Source organism: Dyella sp. 01L423, assembly GCF_056399945.1.
Genome location: NZ_JBFTSI010000001.1, coordinates 1,192,927 through 1,211,958 on the forward strand (window position 1 = coordinate 1,192,927; position 19,032 = coordinate 1,211,958).

The 19,032-nt window shown below is 64.4% G+C and carries 17 protein-coding genes; 8 read left to right on the forward strand and 9 right to left on the reverse strand.

The window, feature by feature from the left end; genetic code table 11:
• Positions 1-22: 22 nt before the first annotated feature.
• The 6 genes from hisIE (at position 23) to AC1DMY_RS05480 (ending at position 6,520) form a co-directional block, all read left to right on the forward strand.
• Complete coding sequence (gene hisIE, locus AC1DMY_RS05455) at positions 23-655, forward strand: bifunctional phosphoribosyl-AMP cyclohydrolase/phosphoribosyl-ATP diphosphatase HisIE (protein ID WP_477163971.1); 633 nt, start codon at positions 23-25, stop codon at positions 653-655.
• 256 nt (positions 656-911) lie between these two features.
• On the forward strand, positions 912-2,306 hold the full coding sequence (locus tag AC1DMY_RS05460; RefSeq protein WP_477163972.1) for an FAD/NAD(P)-binding protein: 1,395 nt from the start codon (positions 912-914) through the stop codon (positions 2,304-2,306).
• 126 nt (positions 2,307-2,432) lie between these two features.
• A complete protein-coding gene (locus tag AC1DMY_RS05465) occupies positions 2,433-3,434 on the forward strand; it encodes a sulfate ABC transporter substrate-binding protein (RefSeq protein ID WP_477163973.1) in 1,002 nt (333 codons plus the stop codon).
• Positions 3,435-3,438: 4 nt separating this feature from the next.
• Entirely contained in the window at positions 3,439-4,263 is an 825-nt protein-coding gene (cysT, locus tag AC1DMY_RS05470; RefSeq protein ID WP_477163974.1) for a sulfate ABC transporter permease subunit CysT, read from the forward strand.
• Positions 4,260-5,123 (forward strand): sulfate ABC transporter permease subunit CysW, encoded by an 864-nt coding sequence (cysW, locus tag AC1DMY_RS05475; RefSeq protein WP_477163975.1) that lies wholly within the window; start codon positions 4,260-4,262, stop codon positions 5,121-5,123. Before cysT ends, cysW begins: the two co-directional genes overlap by 4 nt.
• 278 nt (positions 5,124-5,401) lie before the next feature.
• The gene (locus tag AC1DMY_RS05480; protein WP_477163976.1) at positions 5,402-6,520 is read left to right on the forward strand and encodes a sulfate/molybdate ABC transporter ATP-binding protein; all 1,119 of its coding nucleotides are present in this window, start codon (positions 5,402-5,404) and stop codon (positions 6,518-6,520) included.
• Positions 6,521-6,529: 9 nt separating this feature from the next.
• Here AC1DMY_RS05480 and AC1DMY_RS05485 read toward each other — a convergent pair whose 3' ends face one another.
• From AC1DMY_RS05485 to AC1DMY_RS05500, 4 genes are all read right to left on the reverse strand, one after another.
• On the reverse strand, positions 6,530-7,561 hold the full coding sequence (locus tag AC1DMY_RS05485; RefSeq protein ID WP_477163977.1) for a C13 family peptidase: 1,032 nt from the start codon (positions 7,559-7,561) through the stop codon (positions 6,530-6,532).
• A gap of 17 nt (positions 7,562-7,578) precedes the next feature.
• Positions 7,579-8,265, reverse strand: a complete 687-nt coding sequence (mtnC, locus tag AC1DMY_RS05490; protein WP_477163978.1) for an acireductone synthase — start codon at positions 8,263-8,265, stop codon at positions 7,579-7,581.
• A 120-nt stretch (positions 8,266-8,385) separates the two neighbouring features.
• A complete protein-coding gene (locus AC1DMY_RS05495; RefSeq protein ID WP_477163979.1) occupies positions 8,386-8,952 on the reverse strand; it encodes a 1,2-dihydroxy-3-keto-5-methylthiopentene dioxygenase in 567 nt (188 codons plus the stop codon).
• Complete coding sequence (locus tag AC1DMY_RS05500; protein WP_477163980.1) at positions 8,949-9,596, reverse strand: methylthioribulose 1-phosphate dehydratase; 648 nt, start codon at positions 9,594-9,596, stop codon at positions 8,949-8,951. The genes AC1DMY_RS05495 and AC1DMY_RS05500 overlap by 4 nt, the downstream gene beginning before the upstream one ends.
• Before the next feature lie 163 nt (positions 9,597-9,759).
• Between AC1DMY_RS05500 and AC1DMY_RS05505 the strand changes: the two genes are divergently transcribed.
• Complete coding sequence (locus tag AC1DMY_RS05505) at positions 9,760-10,092, forward strand: high-potential iron-sulfur protein (protein WP_441603380.1); 333 nt, start codon at positions 9,760-9,762, stop codon at positions 10,090-10,092.
• A 464-nt stretch (positions 10,093-10,556) separates the two neighbouring features.
• Here the strand turns inward: AC1DMY_RS05505 and AC1DMY_RS05510 are convergent, their stop codons facing one another.
• A complete protein-coding gene (locus AC1DMY_RS05510) occupies positions 10,557-11,999 on the reverse strand; it encodes an amino acid permease (protein ID WP_477163981.1) in 1,443 nt (480 codons plus the stop codon).
• A 75-nt stretch (positions 12,000-12,074) separates the two neighbouring features.
• Positions 12,075-13,580 (reverse strand): amino acid permease, encoded by a 1,506-nt coding sequence (locus tag AC1DMY_RS05515; RefSeq protein ID WP_477163982.1) that lies wholly within the window; start codon positions 13,578-13,580, stop codon positions 12,075-12,077.
• A gap of 245 nt (positions 13,581-13,825) precedes the next feature.
• Here AC1DMY_RS05515 and AC1DMY_RS05520 point away from each other — a divergent pair, with 245 nt between their 5' ends.
• Positions 13,826-14,359, forward strand: coding sequence for an NUDIX hydrolase (locus AC1DMY_RS05520; RefSeq protein ID WP_477163983.1), 534 nt, complete (start codon positions 13,826-13,828; stop codon positions 14,357-14,359).
• Positions 14,360-14,371: 12 nt separating this feature from the next.
• Here the strand turns inward: AC1DMY_RS05520 and AC1DMY_RS05525 are convergent, their stop codons facing one another.
• The 3 genes from AC1DMY_RS05525 to AC1DMY_RS05535 form a co-directional block, all read right to left on the reverse strand.
• Positions 14,372-14,905: a 3-hydroxyanthranilate 3,4-dioxygenase gene (locus AC1DMY_RS05525; protein ID WP_046971474.1), complete on the reverse strand. Its 534-nt coding sequence runs from the start codon at positions 14,903-14,905 to the stop codon at positions 14,372-14,374.
• A 267-nt stretch (positions 14,906-15,172) separates the two neighbouring features.
• A complete protein-coding gene (parE, locus tag AC1DMY_RS05530; RefSeq protein ID WP_477163984.1) occupies positions 15,173-17,062 on the reverse strand; it encodes a DNA topoisomerase IV subunit B in 1,890 nt (629 codons plus the stop codon).
• Positions 17,063-17,213: 151 nt separating this feature from the next.
• On the reverse strand, positions 17,214-19,013 hold the full coding sequence (locus AC1DMY_RS05535; protein ID WP_477163985.1) for an aminopeptidase P family N-terminal domain-containing protein: 1,800 nt from the start codon (positions 19,011-19,013) through the stop codon (positions 17,214-17,216).
• Between the last annotated feature and the right edge of the window lie 19 nt (positions 19,014-19,032).

The window sequence follows — 19,032 nt, forward strand, 5'->3', positions numbered from 1 at the left end:
CGCAAGCCATCGGGTAATCACCATGAACTCCATCACCCTCGATCCCGCCCGACTCGACTGGAACAAAGGCGACGGCCTGCTGCCCGCCATCGTCCAGCATTGGCTGACGGGCGAGGTGTTGATGCTGGGCTATATGAATGCGGACGCCTTGGAGGCGACGCAGCGGCTGGGCAAGGTCACCTTCTACAGCCGCAGCAAGCAGCGTCTGTGGACCAAGGGGGAATCGTCCGGGCATGTGCTGACGCTCAAGTCGGTGCGCATGGACTGCGATGCCGATACCTTGTTGCTGCAGGCCGCACCGCATGGGCCGACCTGCCACAACGGCACCAGCAGTTGTTTCGGCAGCGAAGTGCAACCGCCCTTGGGTTTCCTCGCCGAACTCGATGCGTTGATCGAACAACGACACGCACAGCGTCCGGCTGGCAGCTATACCACCCAGCTGTTTGAAGGCGGCATTCGGCGCATGGCGCAGAAAGTGGGCGAGGAGGGCGTGGAGACTGCGCTCGCCGCGGTGGCACAGGATGACGAGGCCTTGCTGGGCGAAGCGGCCGACCTGATCTATCACCTCACCGTCGCACTGCGGGCGCGTGGACTGGGACTTTCCGACGTGTCCGCCGTGCTCACCCAGCGTCATGCGGCAAGCGTGTCGTCATAACCTCCTGGGAATGAGCCACGTCACAACTGCACGGATGGCTAGCGAGGCCTTAACGGCGGCTGTGATTTCTTGTTGCCCATGGATTGAGGTGCTTGCACTACGTGCGGCACGAAGCCATTGAGGCGACCGAGCCGCATCACGGTCTTGGGATGTGAAGGCTGTTTTCACCTGGGATTTCTTTCAAGGGGACGCAACGCGTAGTGATCTGCCCAGGGGCAGACCGCCGGGGGTTGGCGTCCCATTCGAGGATCGCGTTATGGCTGATGTGGCAGTGATCGGTGGTGGGGCGGCGGGCGCGGCGGCGTTCGGCGAACTGCTGGCGCGATTCGATGGCGGCACGGTCCACTGGATCGTGGGCCAGCACGCGCCAGGCCGTGGCGTGGCCTACGCCACCAGTGACAACCAGCATCTGTTGAACGTACGCGCCGCATCCATGGGGGTGTTCCAAGAGCATGCCGAGGATTTTCTCCAGCATGCATCACGGCAGCTTGGCCAGGTGAAGGGCACGGATTTCCTGCCGCGCCGGCTGTTCGGTGATTTCATCCAGGCGCAGGTTGGCGCGCGCATCGATGCGGCGCGTCGTGCTGGACGCAGTTTTCGCATCCACCCGGAAAGCGCGCGCGAAATCGTGTCGCGCGGCGAGGGCGGCTATGCGGTACGCGTGGGCGCCGAGCGTTGGCTGGAAGTTGGTGAGGTGGTACTGGCGGTGGGCGCGCTCGCGCAACGTCCATTGCGTACGGTATCGACCACTGCGCTCGCCAGCGGCGCTTATGAACTCGACCCTTGGCGCCTGGATCGTCATCCGCTGGCGCCTCGCCGGGTCATGGTGATCGGCACCGGCCTGACCGCGGTCGATACGCTGCTATCGGCCGCCATCCGGTGGCCGCATACCGAGCTGGTGGCAGTGTCGCGCCATGGCTTGTTGCCGTTCAACCATTCGGCGCTGCCCTTGGCGCCCTATGCGCAACAGGAGGCGCTCAATCAGGCCTTGCTGGCCAGCGACGGTCCCGCCGCCATGTTGCAGTGGGTGCGTCGTGCACTAAACGAGGGCGGCGATACCGACTGGCGCAGCATCATCGACGGCATGCGCCCGATCAATGCCCAGCTCTGGCAACAGCTCACGCATGCGCGTCGACGCCAGTTCCTGCGTCATGCGCGCTGGATCTGGGAAGCGGCACGTCATCGCATGGCGCCGGCGACGGGCGAGGCGATCTACCAGCTGCAGGAAGAGGGCAGGCTGCAGGTGCTGGCCGCGCGCGTGCTCGATGTCGACGGCTCCGCGCCGCTGCAAGTGAGCTTGCGCGAGCGGGCGACCCAGCTGGTCAGCGTGCTGGAAGCGGATCTGGTGATCCAGGCAACAGGTCTGGATACCGCCGTGGCGTACGGCGCCCACGACCTGTTGTCGCAACTGCTGCGCGATGGTCTTGCCACCGCCGACCCCTTGCAGCTGGGCGTGCTGGCCCAGGCCGACGGCCAGCTCGTACATGCCGATGGCCGGCCGCAGCCAGGCCTGTACGCGATCGGTTCGTTGTTGCGCGGCAACCTGTGGGAATGCACGGCCATGCCGGAGATCCGTGCGGCGGCGCACCGTCTGGCCGTCCATCTATCACCGGCGGTTGTTGCGCGCGAGAGTGCGGGCGAGCTGCCCTGAAGCGCAAATCAGACGATTCCGCGCTGATATTGCGCAGGGTCGCGACATGAGGATATGCCATATTGCGATTTCGCCCGTTCGCCGGCCAACGCTAGTCTGCTGTCTGATCCTGCCGCAGGAGGCGCCATGAAGAAGTCCATCCTCGTATTGCTGGGCGCTGTCGGCGTGCTGCTGACCGCCGCCGTTGCCGCCAAGGATGTCTCGCTGCTCAACGTTTCCTACGACCCCACGCGCGAGCTCTACCGCCAGATCAATACGGCATTTGCCGCGCAATGGAAGGCGCAACACGGCGACAGCGTCACCATCCAGATGTCGCACGGCGGTTCGGGCAAGCAGGCGCGTTCAGTCGTCGATGGGCTGCCCGCCGACGTAGTGACGCTGGCGTTGGCCTATGACATCGACGCCATCGCCGATCGTGGCCTGCTGGCCAAGGATTGGCAGAAGAAGCTGCCGAACAACGCCACGCCGTATACCTCGACCATCGTGTTCCTGGTGCGCAAGGGCAATCCCAGGGGCATCAAGGACTGGGGCGATCTAGTGCGACCGGGTGTGCAGGTGGTGACACCCAACCCGAAATCTTCCGGTGGCGCGCGCTGGAATTTCCTGGCCGCCTGGGGCTACGGGCTCAAGCAGCCCGGCGGCAGCGATGCCACGGCGAAGGCCTATGTGAAGGAACTCTTCAAGCATGTGCCGGTACTCGATACCGGTGCACGCGGCGCCACCAATACCTTTGTGCAGCGGGGCATCGGCGATGTGCTGATCGCCTGGGAGAACGAAGCACTGCTTGCCCAGCGTCAGCTGGGCAACAACGCGTTCGAAATCGTTGTGCCTTCGATCACCATCGTGGCCGAGCCGCCGGTGGCCGTGGTCGACAGCAATGTCGACAAGCACGGCACGCGTGCCGTGGCGCAGGCCTATGTGGAGTTCCTGTATTCGCCACAGGGTCAGGAGATTGCCGCGAAGAACTTCTATCGTCCGCGTTCGCCCGATGTATATGCGCGCTTCGCCAGCCAGTTCCCGGCCACGCATACTTTCACCCTGGGCGATCTGTTCGGTGACTGGCGCCAGGCGCAGGCGAAGTTCTTCAACGATGGCGGCGTCTTCGACCAGCTAGGCGTGGGTAGCTGAGTTCATGCGTCGGCGCGTGCTACCGGGATTCGGCATCAGCCTCGGTTATGCGCTGGCTTATCTCGGGCTGATCGTCTTGCTGCCTTTGGCAGCCTTGGCGTGGAAGGCGTCGGGGATTGGTTTCGAGGGTTTGCTGCGCCTGCTGTCTTCGCCGCGCACGCTCGCCGCGCTGCGACTGAGCGTAGTTGGAGCCGTGGTGGCGGCCTTGGTCAATGCCGTGATCGGCTTGCTGGTGGGGTGGGTGCTGGTGCGCTATCGCTTTCCAGGACGTCGTTTGTTCGACGCCCTGGTAGACCTTCCGTTCGCCTTGCCGACCGCGGTGGCCGGCATCGCGCTCACCACGCTCTATGCGCCCAACGGCTGGCTGGGACAGTGGCTGGAGCCCTTGGGCATCAAGGTGGCCTACACGCCGCTGGGCGTGTTCGTGGCCATGGTGTTCGTGGGCTTTCCTTTCGTCGTGCGTACCTTGCAGCCGGTGCTGGCGTCGCTGGAGCTCGATGTCGAAGAAGCGGCCGAGAGCCTGGGCGCACAACGTTGGCAAACCTTCTTCCGGGTCATCCTGCCGATGCTCGCGCCGGCGTTGCTGACGGGCTTTGCGCTGGCGCTCGCGCGTGCCGTCGGTGAATACGGATCGGTGATCTTCATCGCCGGCAATATCCCGATGCGCTCGGAAATTGCACCCTTGCTGATCGTGCAGAAGCTGGAGCAGTTCGACTACGCGGGCGCCGCGGCGCTGGGCGTGGCCATGTTGACCATATCGTTTGCCTTGCTGGTGCTGGTGTCGCTGCTGCAGCGCTGGAGCCATCGCTGGCAGGAGCGCTCGCTATGACTGCCGTGATGCGCTCCCGTCCGGTGGCGTGGCCGCGCCGCGTGGTGCATGTGGTGCTGATCGCCCTGGCGCTGGTCTTTCTGGTGCTGTTCCTGTTGCTGCCGCTCGCAACCGTGTTCGTCGAGGCTTTTCGGCAGGGCGTGGCGCCGTATCTGGAGGCGATCAACCAGCCCGAAGCGCTGGCCGCCATCAAGCTCACGCTGCTGGTGGCGGTGATCGCCGTGCCGTTGAACCTGGTGTTCGGCGTGGCGGCTGCCTGGTCCATGACGCGCTTCGAGTTTCCCGGGAAGGCCCTGCTTGGTGCCTTTATCGACCTGCCGTTTTCGGTGTCGCCAGTCGTATCGGGCCTGGTCTATGTGTTGTTGTTCGGTGCGCAAGGCTGGTTTGGGCCGTGGCTTGACAGTCATGGCATCAAGATCATCTTCGCGGTGCCCGGGCTGGTGCTGGCCACGATCTTTGTGACGCTGCCGTTCGTCGCGCGCGAACTCATACCCTTGATGCAGGCCCAGGGCAGCGAGGAAGAGGAAGCTGCGCGCGTGCTGGGCGCCAGCGGCTGGCAGATGTTCTTTCGCGTCACCTTGCCCAATATCCGCTGGGCGTTGCTGTATGGCGTGCTGCTCTGCAATGCCCGCGCCATGGGCGAGTTCGGCGCGGTGTCCGTGGTGTCCGGCCATATCCGCGGGCTGACCACCACCATGCCGCTGGAAGTGGAAATGCGTTACAACGAATACGAATACGTCGGCGCCTTCGCGATTGCTTCGCTGCTGGCCCTGCTTGCGTTGCTGACGCTGGCGCTGAAGTCCCTGCTGGAATGGCGCTACGGCGATGAGATCGCCGCGCATGCGCCCGGTGGGCATTAAGGAAGTTCTGATCAATTGGACATGGGCGGCATGACTCCAGAGAGTTCGCAGGGTGTGAGGCGTGGCGCAGCCCAGGCTGGTGGCCTGGGCAAGACGCGCCTCGCGCCCTGCGGACTCTCTGGAGATCACCCCAAGGGCCGTTCTGTCTGTCCGCCGCTGTGCGTCGCAACGATTCGACAGGCGGCCAGCCTGCCTTCATCGTCGCAACACCCAGCGGCGGACAGACAGAACCGGTGCCGCCCATGTCCAATTGATCAGAGCTTCCTTAAGGGTGCGGCATGACGCTTGAACTGTCCCGACTCCATCGCCGTTTCGCCGGGTTCCAGGCGCTGGATGACGTGAGCCTGAGCATCGCCCCGGGCGAGTTCCTCGCCTTGCTCGGGCCATCCGGTTCGGGCAAGACCACACTGCTGCGCATACTTGCCGGCCTGGACTATCCCGATAGTGGCAGCGTGCACAACGATGGTGAGAATTTTCTTGCCCAGCCGGCACGCGAGCGTCGCATCGGCATGGTGTTCCAGCATTACGCGTTGTTCCGGCATCTGACGGTGATCGAGAACATCGCCTTTGGATTGCGCGTGCGGCCATGGCGGCTGCGCCCGTCGCGCAGCGAGATTCGTGCGCGTGTCGATCGGCTGCTGCGTCGCGTGCAACTGGAAGGAATGGGTGCGCGCTATCCGGCCCAGCTGTCCGGTGGCCAACGGCAGCGCGTGGCGCTGGCGCGTGCGCTCGCCGTCGAGCCCGACATGCTGCTGCTCGACGAACCGTTCGGCGCGCTCGATGCGCAAGTGCGCGTGAAGCTGCGACGCTGGCTGCGCGAACTGCACGAGGAGCTGGAGCTCACGACCGTCTTCGTCACCCACGACCAGGAAGAAGCGCTCGAACTGGCCGACCGCGTGGCTGTGATGAACAACGGGCGTATCGAGCAGGTTGGCACGCCCGAAGTCATCTATCAGCAGCCGGCCACGCCGTTTGTCTGCGAGTTCATCGGCAAGGTGAACCGGTTCAACGTGTGGAGCGGTGATCAGGGTTTCGCCGCCGGCAATTGGTCGCTGCAGGACGACCCGTGGCAGGGACGTTTCAGCGAGGCCGTGGCCTATGTGCGTCCCGAACAACTACGGCTGGCGGCTTCGGCCTCGCAACCGGCCTGGGATGCGCGCCTGCGCCATATCTATCTCGCTGGCAGCGTGGCGCACCTGGATCTTTACGTGGCCTCGCTTGATCTCTCGCTGGAAGCGGACGTGGCCAGTGAAGATCTGTCGCGACTGGGCCTGCAGGCCGGCATGGAGCTACGCGTCGCGCCGCGTGGTGCGGTGTTGTTTCCGCTTGATCGCGATGGCAGGCCGCTGAGCGCGGAACGCTGGATCTGGCAGGCGCGCAGTCCCGTGCCTGCCTAGGGACGCGACTCAGCGCGAACCGGTGGGGCGATCCAGCACCGCCGCCGGGACGGCCGGCTTGAATGCCACCGCCGGTCCTGGCGTCACATGCTTGCGCCATAGGGCGAGCTGCGCGGCAATGCCGTCGCCGGCATTCATCTGCGGCTCCGACGGCGTCAGCTTGTCCTTCGCTTCCCACTGCGCGATTTCAGCGGATGCCTGGCGGAACGCTTCCATGAAGTCCGGCGTGCGATTGAGTCCATCGACCAGCCAGGCGCGACCGAAATACGTGATGTCCGAATCCGTGCCACAACCGAAGGAGCTGCGATCCGAACGCGCCGCCGTGATTACCAGCGTGCCGGCTCCTTGCAGCGTGGGCACAAAGCCGCCCGAGTAGCAGGCATTGACCACCACGACCTTCCACTTGAAAGGACGCTTGCTGAGGATATCCGACAGATCACTCGCGCCGATCTGGTCCAGCGGCAGCGGATCCATGTCCACCAGCAGATTGTGGTCTTCATCGCCGTGGGTGGTGAGGTAGAGCAGCAAGATGTCCTCGTCCGGCTTCATGAGGCTGGCCAGGCCGTCGAGCGTGGCTTCCAGATTGCTCCAGCTGGCCAGCGGATGCTTTTCCAGCGAGCCCGGATTGTTCTCCAGCACCATCACGTGGGTGTCCGCACCGAAGCGCTGGGGAAACATCTTGGCGGCGTATTCCGCTTCGTTGCGGAACACATCCTCGCCACCATCGGCGCCGAACGCGACGACGTAGAGGTTGGGGCGGCCGGCGGTGCGCGGGCCAAGCTCAGCGAGCGCCTTCTGCACCATCGTCCGCTGGCCGTACATCACTTGCTCGGGCGAGGGCGCCTGCGAAGGCCAGTTGTCGCTGGAGGTACTGTCGTCGTCGGTGGTTGCGCTGGTGCTCGCGGGTGTGGGCGCGCTCGCGCCAGCCGCAGGCAGCTGGCCTTGCTCGGCGACCGGCGTCTGCGCCGTGTGACGCGCCAGGCCAACCATGAGCAAAACGCCGGCTGCAAATGCGAGCAGGGCGATCAGAGCGGTACGCATGGCGGGAGCCCGTGAGGTCAGAGAACGATGTCGTCGAACGTGCGATAGGCCGGATGGCGCGGCGCATCGGGGATCTCGAGCGGCTCACGCAGCAGCCAGCCGGTGCGCATGCCTGCGTCACGGGCGGCATCGAGTTCTTCCACGATGTCCGACAGAAACAGGATATGCGCCGGCTGTTCGCCGAGCGCCTCGGCAATCAGCTCGTAGGAGCGGCGCTCGCGCTTGGGGCCGGTTTCCGTATCGAAATAACCCGCGAACATCGGCGAGAGATCACCCGCGTCGCTATAGCGGAAGAACAGCTTCTGCGCCGGCACCGAGCCTGACGAGTAGACGTACAGGTGCAAACCGTCCGCACGCCAGGCGTGCAGCCTGGCCGACACTTCCGGATAGACGTGGGCCTGGAAGTCGCCCGCCTCGTAGCCTTCCTGCCAGATCATGCCCTGCAGCGCCTTGAGCGCGGTGGACTTGCGGTCTTCCCGGATCCAGCGCAGCAGCAGCTCGATCACTTCCTGGCGCGGCGCTTCGACGATGCCTTCTTCCTTGGCCGCCTCGTGCAGCCAGAACTGCACCTCGGGCTTGTCGCCGTGCGTCTCGATGAAGGCCGGCAGCCGCTTATAGGCGTACGGAAACAGTACGTCCTTGACGAAGCTGATCGAGCTGGTGGTGCCCTCGATATCGGTGACGATGGCGCGGATGACGGTCATACATAAAGCCAGGGAACAGGAGCGACAAGCTTACCCGTCGCTGGGGTCCCCGGCGAGCGCCGCTACGCAGGTTCTTGATCCCGTTCACCTGCCGGGCCGGCAGCGGCCCGGAGGATCGCTTCAGGCGGCCGCAGTCGATGCGTGCGGCGTCATGCGGGGGAACTGCTGCGCGATGTCTTCGCCGGTGAACTGCGCGACCCAGCCTTCCTTGTTGGTGAACAGGCGAATGGCCACGAAGTAGGGCGACTCGCTCATGTCGAACCAGTGGCGGGTGCCGTCCGGCACGCCGATCAGGTCGCCTTGCTCGCACAGCACGTCGTACACCTTGCCGTTCACATGCAGGGTGAACTGGCCGGCGCCGGCGACGAAGAAGCGTACCTCGTCCTCGCTGTGGGTGTGCTCGCTGAGAAACTTCTGGCGCAGCGTGGCGCGATCCGGGTGATCGGGCTTGAGGCTGATCACGTCGACCGCCTGGTAGCCCGCTTCGGCCATCAGCCGGTCGATGTCGCTGCGATAGGCGGCGATCACTTCATCCTGGCTGGCGCCGGGGGCGATCGGTTGGTTCGCTTCCCATTGTTCGAAGCGCACGCCGATCTTGGCCAGTTCGCGCGAGATGTCCGCATGCTCGGCATGCACCGACAGCGGGGCTTGGGGTTGGGTGTCGCTGAAAATACGCAGGCGGCTCATGCGGAGAGGCTCCTCAAGTCGAGTTCGCAGCCGAGCAGGAATTCCAGCGCTTCCAGATGGCGGCGCGTCTCGGCCATGTCGCGGCCCCAGGTGTAGATGCCGTGACCGTTGATGAGATAGGCGTGCAGCGAGCGGCCGCTGTCGAGCCAGGCTTCCACCTGCGCGACGAGCTCCGGCATGTGCTGCGTGTTCGGGAATACCGGGATCGACAGCTCGGCATCGTGCGTGGTCTGTCCGGCAATGGCTTTCTGCAGCTCCCAGCCTTCCAGCTTCACCACGCCGTCGCGGGCGAACAGGCGTGAGGCCACGCTCTGCGTGCGCGAATGCGTGTGCAGCACCACGTTGATCTCGGGAAAGCGGCGGTAGATCTGCGTGTGCAGGTCGGTTTCCGCGCTGGGGCGCGCGCTGGTGCCCACGGCCTGGCCGTTCATGTCGATCAGCATGATGTCGTCGCGACCGAGCTTGCCCTTGTCGCGGCCGGAGATGGTGATGGCCGCGTGATCGCCGTCGATGCGCATGGAGAAATTGCTGCTGGTGGCAGGCGTCCAGCCGGCGGCCGCAAGCTCGCGCGCTGCATCGGCAATCGCGTCGGAACGCTCGGCGAACAGCGCGGGGGAGATCGTGTCGGGGAGAACCTGGCTCATGATGTATGGACGTCCAAATGAGTTGCCACTATACCACGCCGGTTTCCGGCATATGCCGAAAATGCGATCCATTCTCACGACTTATCGCGAGCGCGAGTAGCATCGGTCCAAGGTTTGTCACGGGCGTGGCGAACGTGAATGTTTCAAGACGGAGGTTGGACCTATGTCGCATGAGAAAGATATCGAATCGCGTCGCCGTTTTCTCAAGGCCGCAGCCGGAACGGCTGTTGCCGCGGCCATGATCGGCTCCCTGCCGCGTGTATCCCGCGCTGCCGATCTGCCGCACCTGGCTGACTCCGATCCGACGGCCAAGGCGCTCGGTTACGTCGAAGATGCCAGCAAATCGACCGATGCCAAGCGCAAGGCGGGCGATGTCTGCTCCAACTGCCAGTTCTATACCGGTGCTGCAACCGGCTACGGTCCGTGCCAGCTGTTCCCGGGCAAGGCGGTGAATGCGAAGGGCTGGTGCGTATCGCACGCACCCAAGAAAGCCTGATCGCAACACGCTGCACAACGGAAGGCCGGCATGCATGCCGGCTTTTCTTTGCGCGTGACATCAGCGTCACGCACGCGACGACGCGTTTTGCATCGACATTTTGCTGCTGATGGGTAGCGACTCGAACCGAAGAACTCGGTGAGAGAGAAGATGCTGCCCAGACGCGTCAGGCCAAGGAGCTGACCCGCCTGACGCGCCGGGCGGCAATCCGGGGCCCACTGCCAAGTGATTACCACGGAGCACAGATGATACTCCCGGCCAGGCATTTTTGGGCCTGTGGCGGCCAAAATTTTCTCGAAAAAGTCTCGTTAAATCCAACAAAAACAATGACTTGTTGGACTATTAGAGATTGGCGATCACGAATAGCCTTCCGGGGCCTATCATTCCTTCCTGGCGCGCAGGGTGCGGCTTTTCGGATTTTCGGCGACGTTGGCGGCAGATCGCCGCCAAGATCGCCAGGCCCTTCAGGAAGCGCGGCGGAGACGGCTGTGACGGATGCCGTAACCGAAGTAGATCGCCAGGCCGATGACGGTCCATATGATCATCAACAGCCAATTGAACCAGGCCATGGCGCCCAGCAGGGCCAGGCAGCTGAGCACGCCGGCGGGGCAGATAAACCAGACCCACGGCACGCGGAATCCACGATGCAGCTGCGGAGCCGTGTAGCGAAGGATCAGCACGCCTGCGCACACCGCCACGAAGGCGATCAAGGTGCCCATCGAGGTGAGATCGGCCAGCAGGTCCAGCGGAAAAATGGCAGCGAGCACGGCGATGCCAATGCCGGTGATCACCGTGTTGATGTGCGGCGTGCGGTGCTTGGGATGAATGCGGTTGAAGATCGGAGGCAGCAGGCCGTCGCGCGACATGATCATGAAAATGCGCGGTTGCGCGATGATCATGACCAGGATCACCGACGACAGGCCGATCATCGCGCCGATCTCCACCACCCAGCGCAGCCAGCCCAGTTCCGGATGGTTCTTGATCGCCGTCACCACCGGTTCGCTGGTGCCCAGCTCGGTGTACGAGATCAGGCCGGTCAGCACCGCTGCCATCGCCAGATAGAGGATGGTGCAGATCACCAGCGACACCAGGGTGCCGAACGGCAGATCGCGCTGCGGGTTCTTGCATTCCTGCGCCGCCGTGGAGGTGGCCTCAAAGCCGATATAGGCGAAGAACACCATCGCCGCGCCGCGCATGATGCCAGACCAGCCATATTTGCCAGGCGCTTCATTGGCGGGAATGAACGGATGCCAGTTGGCCGGATCGATATAGCGATAACCCGCCACCACCACCACGATGATCAGGCCCACCTTGAGCGCCACCATCAACACGTTCAGGCCCGCCGATTCGCGGATGCCGACGTAGCACAGCCAGGTGAGCGCCAGCACGATCGCCACGGCGGGAAGATTCATCAGATGCCCGGTGGTGACCAGGTGTCCGTCGGTGAACGCCAGCGGCGCTTCAGTCAACGACACGGGCAGGTGGATGCCCACCTGATCCAGCATGCTGGTGAAGTAACCGGTCCAGCTGGCCGCGACGGCCGAGGCTGAAATGCCGTATTCCAGCACCATGTTCCAGCCGATAAACCAGGCCAGCAGCTCACCGAGCGTGGCGTAGGCGTAGGAATAGGAACTGCCCGAGACTGGAATCAGCGTCGCGAATTCGGCGTAGCACAGCGCGGTAAAGCCGCTGCACAGCGCCGCGAGCATGAAGGAGATCAGCACGGCGGGGCCGGCGTGTTCGGCGGCGGCCTGGCCGGTCACCACGAAGATGCCGGTGCCGATCACCGCGCCAATACCCAGCGCGGTGATGCCCCAGGGGCCAAGGGTGCGGCGCAGGGTGGGGCCGTGGGACGCGTCGTCGGCGTCGGAGAAATCGGTTTTGCGAGCGAATAACTGTTTGAGCATGCGTCGACCTGGTGCCACGAGAGGCGCGGGATTCAAAACGAGAGGGCCGGCGCTAAGCCGGCCCTTCGTGTCAGATCAGGAGTTTTGCTTGCGTAGCTTGCTATGGGAATACCCATAGAAGAAATAGATGAGCATGCCGATCACGGTCCAGCCCAGCATCAGCGGCCAATTGGCGCGGAACGACTGCCAGAACAGATACAGGCAGATCACCGAACCGAGCACCGCCACCATCCACACGCCGATCATGCCGCCCGGCACACGGAACGAGCGCGGCAGTTCCGGACGCGTATAACGCAGGATCAGCACGCCGATGCACACGGTGGTGAACGCCAGCAGGGTGCCCATCGAGACCAGTTCACCCAGGATGCTCACCGGGAACAGGCCGGCGATCACCAGGGCAGCGACGCCGGCGATGATGGTGGCGACGTGCGGCGTGCGGTGCGAGGCGTGTACGCGCGACATGCCCTTGGGCAGCAGGCCATCCCTCGCCATGCTGAAGAAGATGCGCGAGGTGCCCAGCAACATCACCAGGATCACCGAGGACAAGCCAGCCAGCGCACCGAACGAGACGATGGCCTTCAGCCAGGTCAGCTGCGGATAGAGGCTCAACGCCGTGGCCACCGGTTCCGGCGTGCCCAACATGTGGTACGGGGCGATGCCGGTGAGCGTGAGCGCCATCGCGATGTACAGCACGGTGCAGATGGCGAGCGAACCGAGAATGCCGATCGGCATGTCGCGCTGCGGGTTCTTCGCTTCGCCGGCGGCGGTGGAAACCGCATCGAAGCCCACGTAGGAGAAGAACACCAGCACCGCGGCGCGGAAGATGCCGCTCGTGCCAAAGCGACCCGGGCCTTCTTCCGGCGGAATGAACGGATGCCAGTTGGCCGGATTGATATAGCGGAACGAGAAGATCAGGAACAGCGAGATCACCAGCACCTTGATCGTCACAATCAGCGAGTTGACGAAGGTGGACTGGGTGATGCCCACGTAGCAAAGCCAGGTCAGGCCAGCCACGATCAACACCGCCGGCAGATTGATCAGCGCACCGGTGGTCACGATCTGATGCGTGTCGGTGAACTTCAGCGGCGCGCTCGACAGATAGTCGGGGAGCGCCAGCGGCAGTCCCGTCCAGTGTCCGAGAATTGACAGGCACTCGTTGAAATATCCCGACCAGCCCGCCGCCACCGTGGCGACGGCAAAGAGATACTCGAGGACGAGATTCCAGCCGATGAACCAGGCGACGATTTCGCCGAGCGTGGCATAGGAGTAGGCGTAGGCGCTGCCCGAAACCGGGATCATCGCGGCGAATTCGGCGTAGCACAGGCCGGCGAAAGCGCAGGCGATACCGGCGACGATGAAGCTGATGACCAGGGCAGGGCCCGCGTGTTCGGCGGCGGCCTGGCCGGTGATGACGAAGATACCGGCGCCGATCACCGCACCGATGCCAAGCGTCACCAGGTGACGCGCGGTCAGTACGCGCTTGAGGCTGGTTTCGCCTTGCAGGCCGTCGTGGGGCAGTTCGCCCGCGTCGACGTGTGGCGACGCTTCAATGGGATGCGTCGCGAACAGGTTTTTCAGCATGTTTCTCCCCTACCGCCGGAATGCTCGTTTCTTAAAAGCGTGAAACCGTGACTTTCGCCATGGCCATTAACGTCGCTTCCCCTGCGACGACACGGAACCATAGCCCAGCGGGCCTTGGGGGTACAAGCTGCATTGCGGCTGGCCGGGAACGCGCAGCTGGCCCGTGCCAGTCTCGGCGGCGTCTGGAATAATGCGGCCCGCCGTGCCGCAGCTGCGCGGCCGGTTTTGACTGACACGGACTATCGATGGACATGTTGTTTGCACAGCTCCAGCACTATCGCCAGCAATGGCCGCAGGAGAGCGATGCCGGGCATTTCGAGGCATTTCTGGAGGAAGGGCAGCGCGTGTTCTTTCGGGAGGCGCTGGAAGGTCACTTCACCGGGTCGGCATGGCTGGTGAGCGCCGACGGCGAGCGGGTCCTGCTCACCCACCACCGCAAGCTGGGTCGCTGGTTGCAGCTGGGCGGTCACGCCGACGGCGACACGGATCTGGCGCGCGTGGCGTTGCGCGAAGCCGAAGAGGAGTCCGGTCTGGTTGATTTGAGTGTCGAAGCTGAGCCGTTCGACCTGGATCGCCACCGCATTCCTGCGCGCGGCAACGAGCCTGAGCACTGGCATTACGACGTGCGTTACGTCGTTCGTGCGGGCACCAACGAAGCCTATGTCATCAACGAGGAATCGAATGCGCTGGCGTGGCGTTCCATTCTCGAGATCGCCGAAGATCCATCGGCCGATGCCTCGTTGGCACGCATGGCGCGCAAGTGGTTGTTGCGCGCCTGAGCGGCGCTGAATTCAGGCGGGCTGCCCGGAATACTTCGCCGGCGCCGGATTGAGGTGACCGCATTCGACGCAGGTGCGCGCGTCGATCGAGCGGTAGAAGCGCTCAAAAACCGGCGGAAAATCCCGCTCGATGCTGTCGAGGGTGAAGTACTCCTCGTACAGCTTGTGGTTGCAGCGCTCGCAGTACCACATCAGGCCGTCTTTCTCGCCCGCCAGTCGGCGGCGTTCGATCACCAGCCCGATCGATTCGGGCAGGCGCTGCGGCGAATGCGGCACGCACGGCGGCAGATAGAACATCTGCCCGGCGCGAATGGGAATGTCGCGCGCTACGCCTTCATCCTGCACCTTCAACACCATCTCGCCTTCGAGCTGGTAGAAGAACTCCGGGCCCTCGTCATAGTGGTAATCGGTGCGGGAGTTCGGCCCGCCCACGATCATCACGATGAAATCGCCATCGACGATGCATTTGTTGCCGACCGGCGGCTTGAGCAGATGCCGATGCTCGTCGATCCAGCGCTGCAGGTCGATGGGAGGCGTGAGGGCCATGGGTACTCCGGGGGCGGGAGATCATCAAGATAACGCCGGCCGCATCCTTTGGGAAAGGGTGTCTCACGGTGTAGTTGCCCCGGGGCGCCGCTATTTGTAGGAGCGCGCAGAGGCGGATCAAACTTGCCGGTCGGTTTTTTGTGTGGGAGCGCACCCTGTGCGCGACAAGCCTGCGGAGCGATACACCCAGGCGTGGCCGTCGCGCACAGGGTGCGCTCCCACAGACAAGCGCTAAGCGCGTGATCTGCGGGGGCCAGCTAAGCGAACTCAGACCTCCAGCGTCGCCAAGTCGCCCTTTTCCTCAAGCCAAGCCTTGCGATCACTGGCGCGCTTCTTGGCCAGCAACATATCCATCAGCTTGGTCGTGCCGTCGTCGCCATCCACGGTGAGCTGCACCAAACGGCGCGTGTCCGGATGGATGGTGGATTCGCGCAGCTGCGGCGGATTCATCTCGCCCAGGCCCTTGAAGCGGGTGGTATTGACCTGGCCTTTCATCTTCTCGCGTTGCACGCGTTCGAGCATCGCGTTCTTCTCGTTCTCGTCCAGGCAATAGAACACCTGCTTGCCCACGTCCACGCGGAACAGAGGCGGCATGGCGACGAAGACATGGCCCTCGCGCACCAGCGACGGGAAGTGGCGCAGGAACAGTGCGCTCAGCAGGGTGGCGATATGCAGGCCGTCGGAGTCGGCATCGGCAAGGATGATCACCTTGCCGTAGCGCAGGCCGGAGAGATCGTCCTTGCCCGGATCGCAGCCGATCGCCACGGCGAGGTTGTGCACTTCTTCGGAAGCGAGCACCGAGCCCGATTCCACTTCCCAGGTATTCAAGATCTTGCCGCGCAAGGGAAGAATCGCCTGGAATTCCTTGTCGCGCGCCTGCTTGGCGCTGCCGCCGGCCGAGTCGCCCTCGACCAGGAACAGCTCGGTGCGGGTGAGGTCGGTGGCGGTGCAGTCGGCCAGCTTGCCGGGCAGGGCGGGGCCCTGGGTGATCTTCTTGCGCACCACCTGCTTGGCGGCTTTCAGGCGCGCACTGGCGCGCTCGATGGCGAGCTGCGCGATGCGTTCGCCCAGATCCACGTGCTGGTTGAGCCACAGGCTGAAGGCATCGTGGATGACGTTCTCGACCATGCCCGCGGCGTTGCGCGACGACAGGCGCTCCTTGGTCTGGCCGGCGAACTGCGGATCCTGCAACTTGGTCGACAGCACGAAGGCGAGGCGTTCCCACACGTCTTCCGGCGCCAGCTTCACGCCGCGCGGGAGCAGGTTGCGGATGTCGCAGAATTCGCGGATCGCATTGGTGAGGCCTGAGCGCAGGCCGTTCACATGCGTGCCGCCTTGCGCGGTGGGAATCAGGTTGACGTAGCTTTCCTGCACCAGCTCGCCTTCCGGCAGCCAGGCAAGGGCGACGTCGAGGCCGTCCGCCTCGCGCTGGATGTGGTGAACGAACAGTTCGGCGGGAATGGCTTCGGCGCCGTCCAGCTCATCGCGCAGGTAATCGCGCAAGCCGTCCTCGTAATACCACTCGTTGACTTCGGCGGTCGCCTCATCGGTGAGCTTCACGCTCAGGCCGGCACACAACACGGCCTTGGCGCGCAGAAGGTGGCGCAGCTTCGACAGCGAGATCTTCGGCGAGTCGAAGTATTTCGGATCGGCCCAGAAGCGCACGGTGGTACCGGTCTTCTTCTTCGGTACCGAACCGATGATTTCGAGGTCGCTGGCGCGGTCGCCGTTTTCGAACGCCATGCGGTATTCGTTGCCGTCGCGGCGGATGGTGACTTCCACGCGGTTGGACAGCGCGTTCACCACCGACACGCCCACGCCGTGCAGGCCGCCGGAGAAGTTGTAGTTCTTGCCGGAGAACTTGCCGCCCGCATGCAGGCGCGTGAGGATCAGCTCGACGCCCGGCACACCTTCTTCCGGATGGATATCCACCGGCATGCCGCGGCCGTCATCGCTCACTTCCACCGAACCGTCGGTATGGACGATTACGTCCAGCGTCTTGGCGTAGCCGGAGATGGCCTCGTCCACCGAGTTGTCGATGACTTCCTGCGCCAGATGGTTCGGGCGCGAGGTGTCGGTATACATGCCCGGGCGGCGCTTGACGGGGTCAAGGCCAGAGAGGACTTCAATGTCGGCGGCGTTGTAGCGACTGCTCATGGGGAAGGATCGGGTTGGCTAAGACGGGGAGGATGGGTTGCCGGGGGCGGGAAGGTCAAGCATCCCTTTGTGGGAGCGCACCCTGTGTGCGAACCGGCCTTCGGCCGGCCCGGTTCGCACACAGGGTGCGCTCCCACAAGGAGGGGCAGTGTTAAAGGGGAGCGCAGTGCCGCTCCAGCCACACCAGGTCGGCATCTTCCAACAGCGGCGCCAGGGCAGCGCGTACGGTGGCGTGATAGTCGTCCAGCCATGCCCGTTCCTCCGGATTGAGCAGTTCCGGCTCCAGCGCGCGGCGGTCGAACGGGCACAGGGTAAGTGTCTCGAATGCGTAGAACTCGCCGAATTCGGTCTTGTCCGCCTCAATCACCACCGCCAGGTTTTCGTGGCGGATGCCGTGGCGGCCCGGTTTGTACAGGCCCGGCTCGATCGAGGTGATCATGCCCGGATCCAGCGGCACCAGGGTGGCGCCCGACGCCGGCGGGCGGATGCCTTGCGGGCCTTCGTGCACATTAAGGAAGTAACCCACGCCATGGCCGGTGCCGTGGCCATAGTCCATGCCGCTGGCCCAGAGCGGCGCGCGGGCCAGGGCATCGAGCTGCGGACCGCTCGCGCCCTTGGGGAAACGGGCGCGGCTGAGGGCGATCAGGCCCTTCATCACTAAAGTAGAGTCGCGGCGCTGTTCGGCGGTGGTGTCGCCCAGCGCCAGCACGCGGGTGACGTCGGTCGTGCCGCCCAGGTATTGGCCGCCGGAATCGACCAGCAGCAGGCCCTGTGGCTTCAGCGTGCTGTGGGCCTCCGGGGTGGCGCGGTAATGGGGCAGGGCGCCATTCGCCTGATAGCCGGCGATGGTCGAGAAGCTTTCGCCGACGAAATTCGGTTGCGCGGAACGCTCTTCGCGCAGCAGGGCATCGACGTCGAGCTCGGTCTGCTTCATGCCGGCGATGACGCGCTCCTCCAGCCGGCGGAACGCGCGTACCAGGGCTGCGCCATCCCGGCGCATGGCGTCGCGGACGTGTTCCAGCTCGGCTTCGCTTTTGCGCGCCTTGAACAGTGTCGACGGATTGGCTGCTTCGACCAGTGGCGTGGCTGCCGGAATCGCCGACGCCACGGCCACCACGACGCGGTTGCCGTCCAGCAGCAGTCGATCTTGCGCACCCAATTCGGCCAGTGTGTCGGTCACCGTCGCGTAGTAGGCGATGCGCACCTGGTCGGCGTGGAGCGCCTGCACCAGGGCGTCGCTGAGCTTGCCCCGGTCCACGAACAAGGTGGCGTGCCCTTCGGCCTGCACCAGCAGATGCGCGAGGAACACCGGATTGCATTCCACGTCGCTGCCGCGCAGGTTGGTGAGCCAGGCGATGTCGTCCAGGCTGGACACCAGATGATGGCTGGCGCCCAGTTTGCGCATGGCGGTGCGCAGGCGGCTGAACTTGTCGCTGCGCGACTGGCCGGCGTAGCGGGCCGGATGTTCCACGACAGGAGCGGCCGGCAGGGCGGGACGATCCGGCCAGATCAGTGCCGGCAGGTCGAGGTTTGTGCGCAGCTTCGCGCCGTTGCGTTCCAGGCGTCGCTCCAGCTGCCGCGCGGCGGACAGCGAGAAACTGTCACCGGCAACGGCCAGCACCTGGTCCTCGCTCAAACGCTCAAGCAGCCACTCGATATGTTCCGGCGCATGCGCGACGCGCTGCTTCATCAATTCGATGCCACTGCCCGCCAGTTCCGTGCCGGCTTGCGCGAAGTAGCGGCTGTCCGTCCATAGGCCGGCGTGATCGGCCGTGACCACCAGGCTGCCGGCCGAGCCGGTAAAGCCGGACAGCCATTCGCGAGCCTGCCAGTGCGCGGGCAGATATTCAGAAAGGTGGGGGTCGGCGCTGGGCACGAGGCAGGCGGCGATGCCGTGTTGCTGCATGGCTTGCCGCAGGGCGGCCAGTTTCATCGGCGTGGTGAGGTCCATCGGCGCATGTTAGCAGGGC

Bases quoted from the DNA above. Each gene is read 5' to 3' on its own strand.
- hisIE (WP_477163971.1), top strand. From the start codon at position 23: ATGAACTCCATCACCCTCGATCCCGCCCGACTCGACTGGAACAAAGGC.
- AC1DMY_RS05460 (WP_477163972.1), top strand. From the start codon at position 912: ATGGCTGATGTGGCAGTGATCGGTGGTGGGGCGGCGGGCGCGGCGGCG.
- AC1DMY_RS05465 (WP_477163973.1), top strand. From the start codon at position 2,433: ATGAAGAAGTCCATCCTCGTATTGCTGGGCGCTGTCGGCGTGCTGCTG.
- cysT (WP_477163974.1), top strand. From the start codon at position 3,439: ATGCGTCGGCGCGTGCTACCGGGATTCGGCATCAGCCTCGGTTATGCG.
- cysW (WP_477163975.1), top strand. From the start codon at position 4,260: ATGACTGCCGTGATGCGCTCCCGTCCGGTGGCGTGGCCGCGCCGCGTG.
- AC1DMY_RS05480 (WP_477163976.1), top strand. From the start codon at position 5,402: ATGACGCTTGAACTGTCCCGACTCCATCGCCGTTTCGCCGGGTTCCAG.
- AC1DMY_RS05485 (WP_477163977.1), bottom strand. From the start codon at position 7,561: ATGCGTACCGCTCTGATCGCCCTGCTCGCATTTGCAGCCGGCGTTTTG.
- mtnC (WP_477163978.1), bottom strand. From the start codon at position 8,265: ATGACCGTCATCCGCGCCATCGTCACCGATATCGAGGGCACCACCAGC.
- AC1DMY_RS05495 (WP_477163979.1), bottom strand. From the start codon at position 8,952: ATGAGCCGCCTGCGTATTTTCAGCGACACCCAACCCCAAGCCCCGCTG.
- AC1DMY_RS05500 (WP_477163980.1), bottom strand. From the start codon at position 9,596: ATGAGCCAGGTTCTCCCCGACACGATCTCCCCCGCGCTGTTCGCCGAG.
- AC1DMY_RS05505 (WP_441603380.1), top strand. From the start codon at position 9,760: ATGTCGCATGAGAAAGATATCGAATCGCGTCGCCGTTTTCTCAAGGCC.
- AC1DMY_RS05510 (WP_477163981.1), bottom strand. From the start codon at position 11,999: ATGCTCAAACAGTTATTCGCTCGCAAAACCGATTTCTCCGACGCCGAC.
- AC1DMY_RS05515 (WP_477163982.1), bottom strand. From the start codon at position 13,580: ATGCTGAAAAACCTGTTCGCGACGCATCCCATTGAAGCGTCGCCACAC.
- AC1DMY_RS05520 (WP_477163983.1), top strand. From the start codon at position 13,826: ATGGACATGTTGTTTGCACAGCTCCAGCACTATCGCCAGCAATGGCCG.
- AC1DMY_RS05525 (WP_046971474.1), bottom strand. From the start codon at position 14,905: ATGGCCCTCACGCCTCCCATCGACCTGCAGCGCTGGATCGACGAGCAT.
- parE (WP_477163984.1), bottom strand. From the start codon at position 17,062: ATGAGCAGTCGCTACAACGCCGCCGACATTGAAGTCCTCTCTGGCCTT.
- AC1DMY_RS05535 (WP_477163985.1), bottom strand. From the start codon at position 19,013: ATGGACCTCACCACGCCGATGAAACTGGCCGCCCTGCGGCAAGCCATG.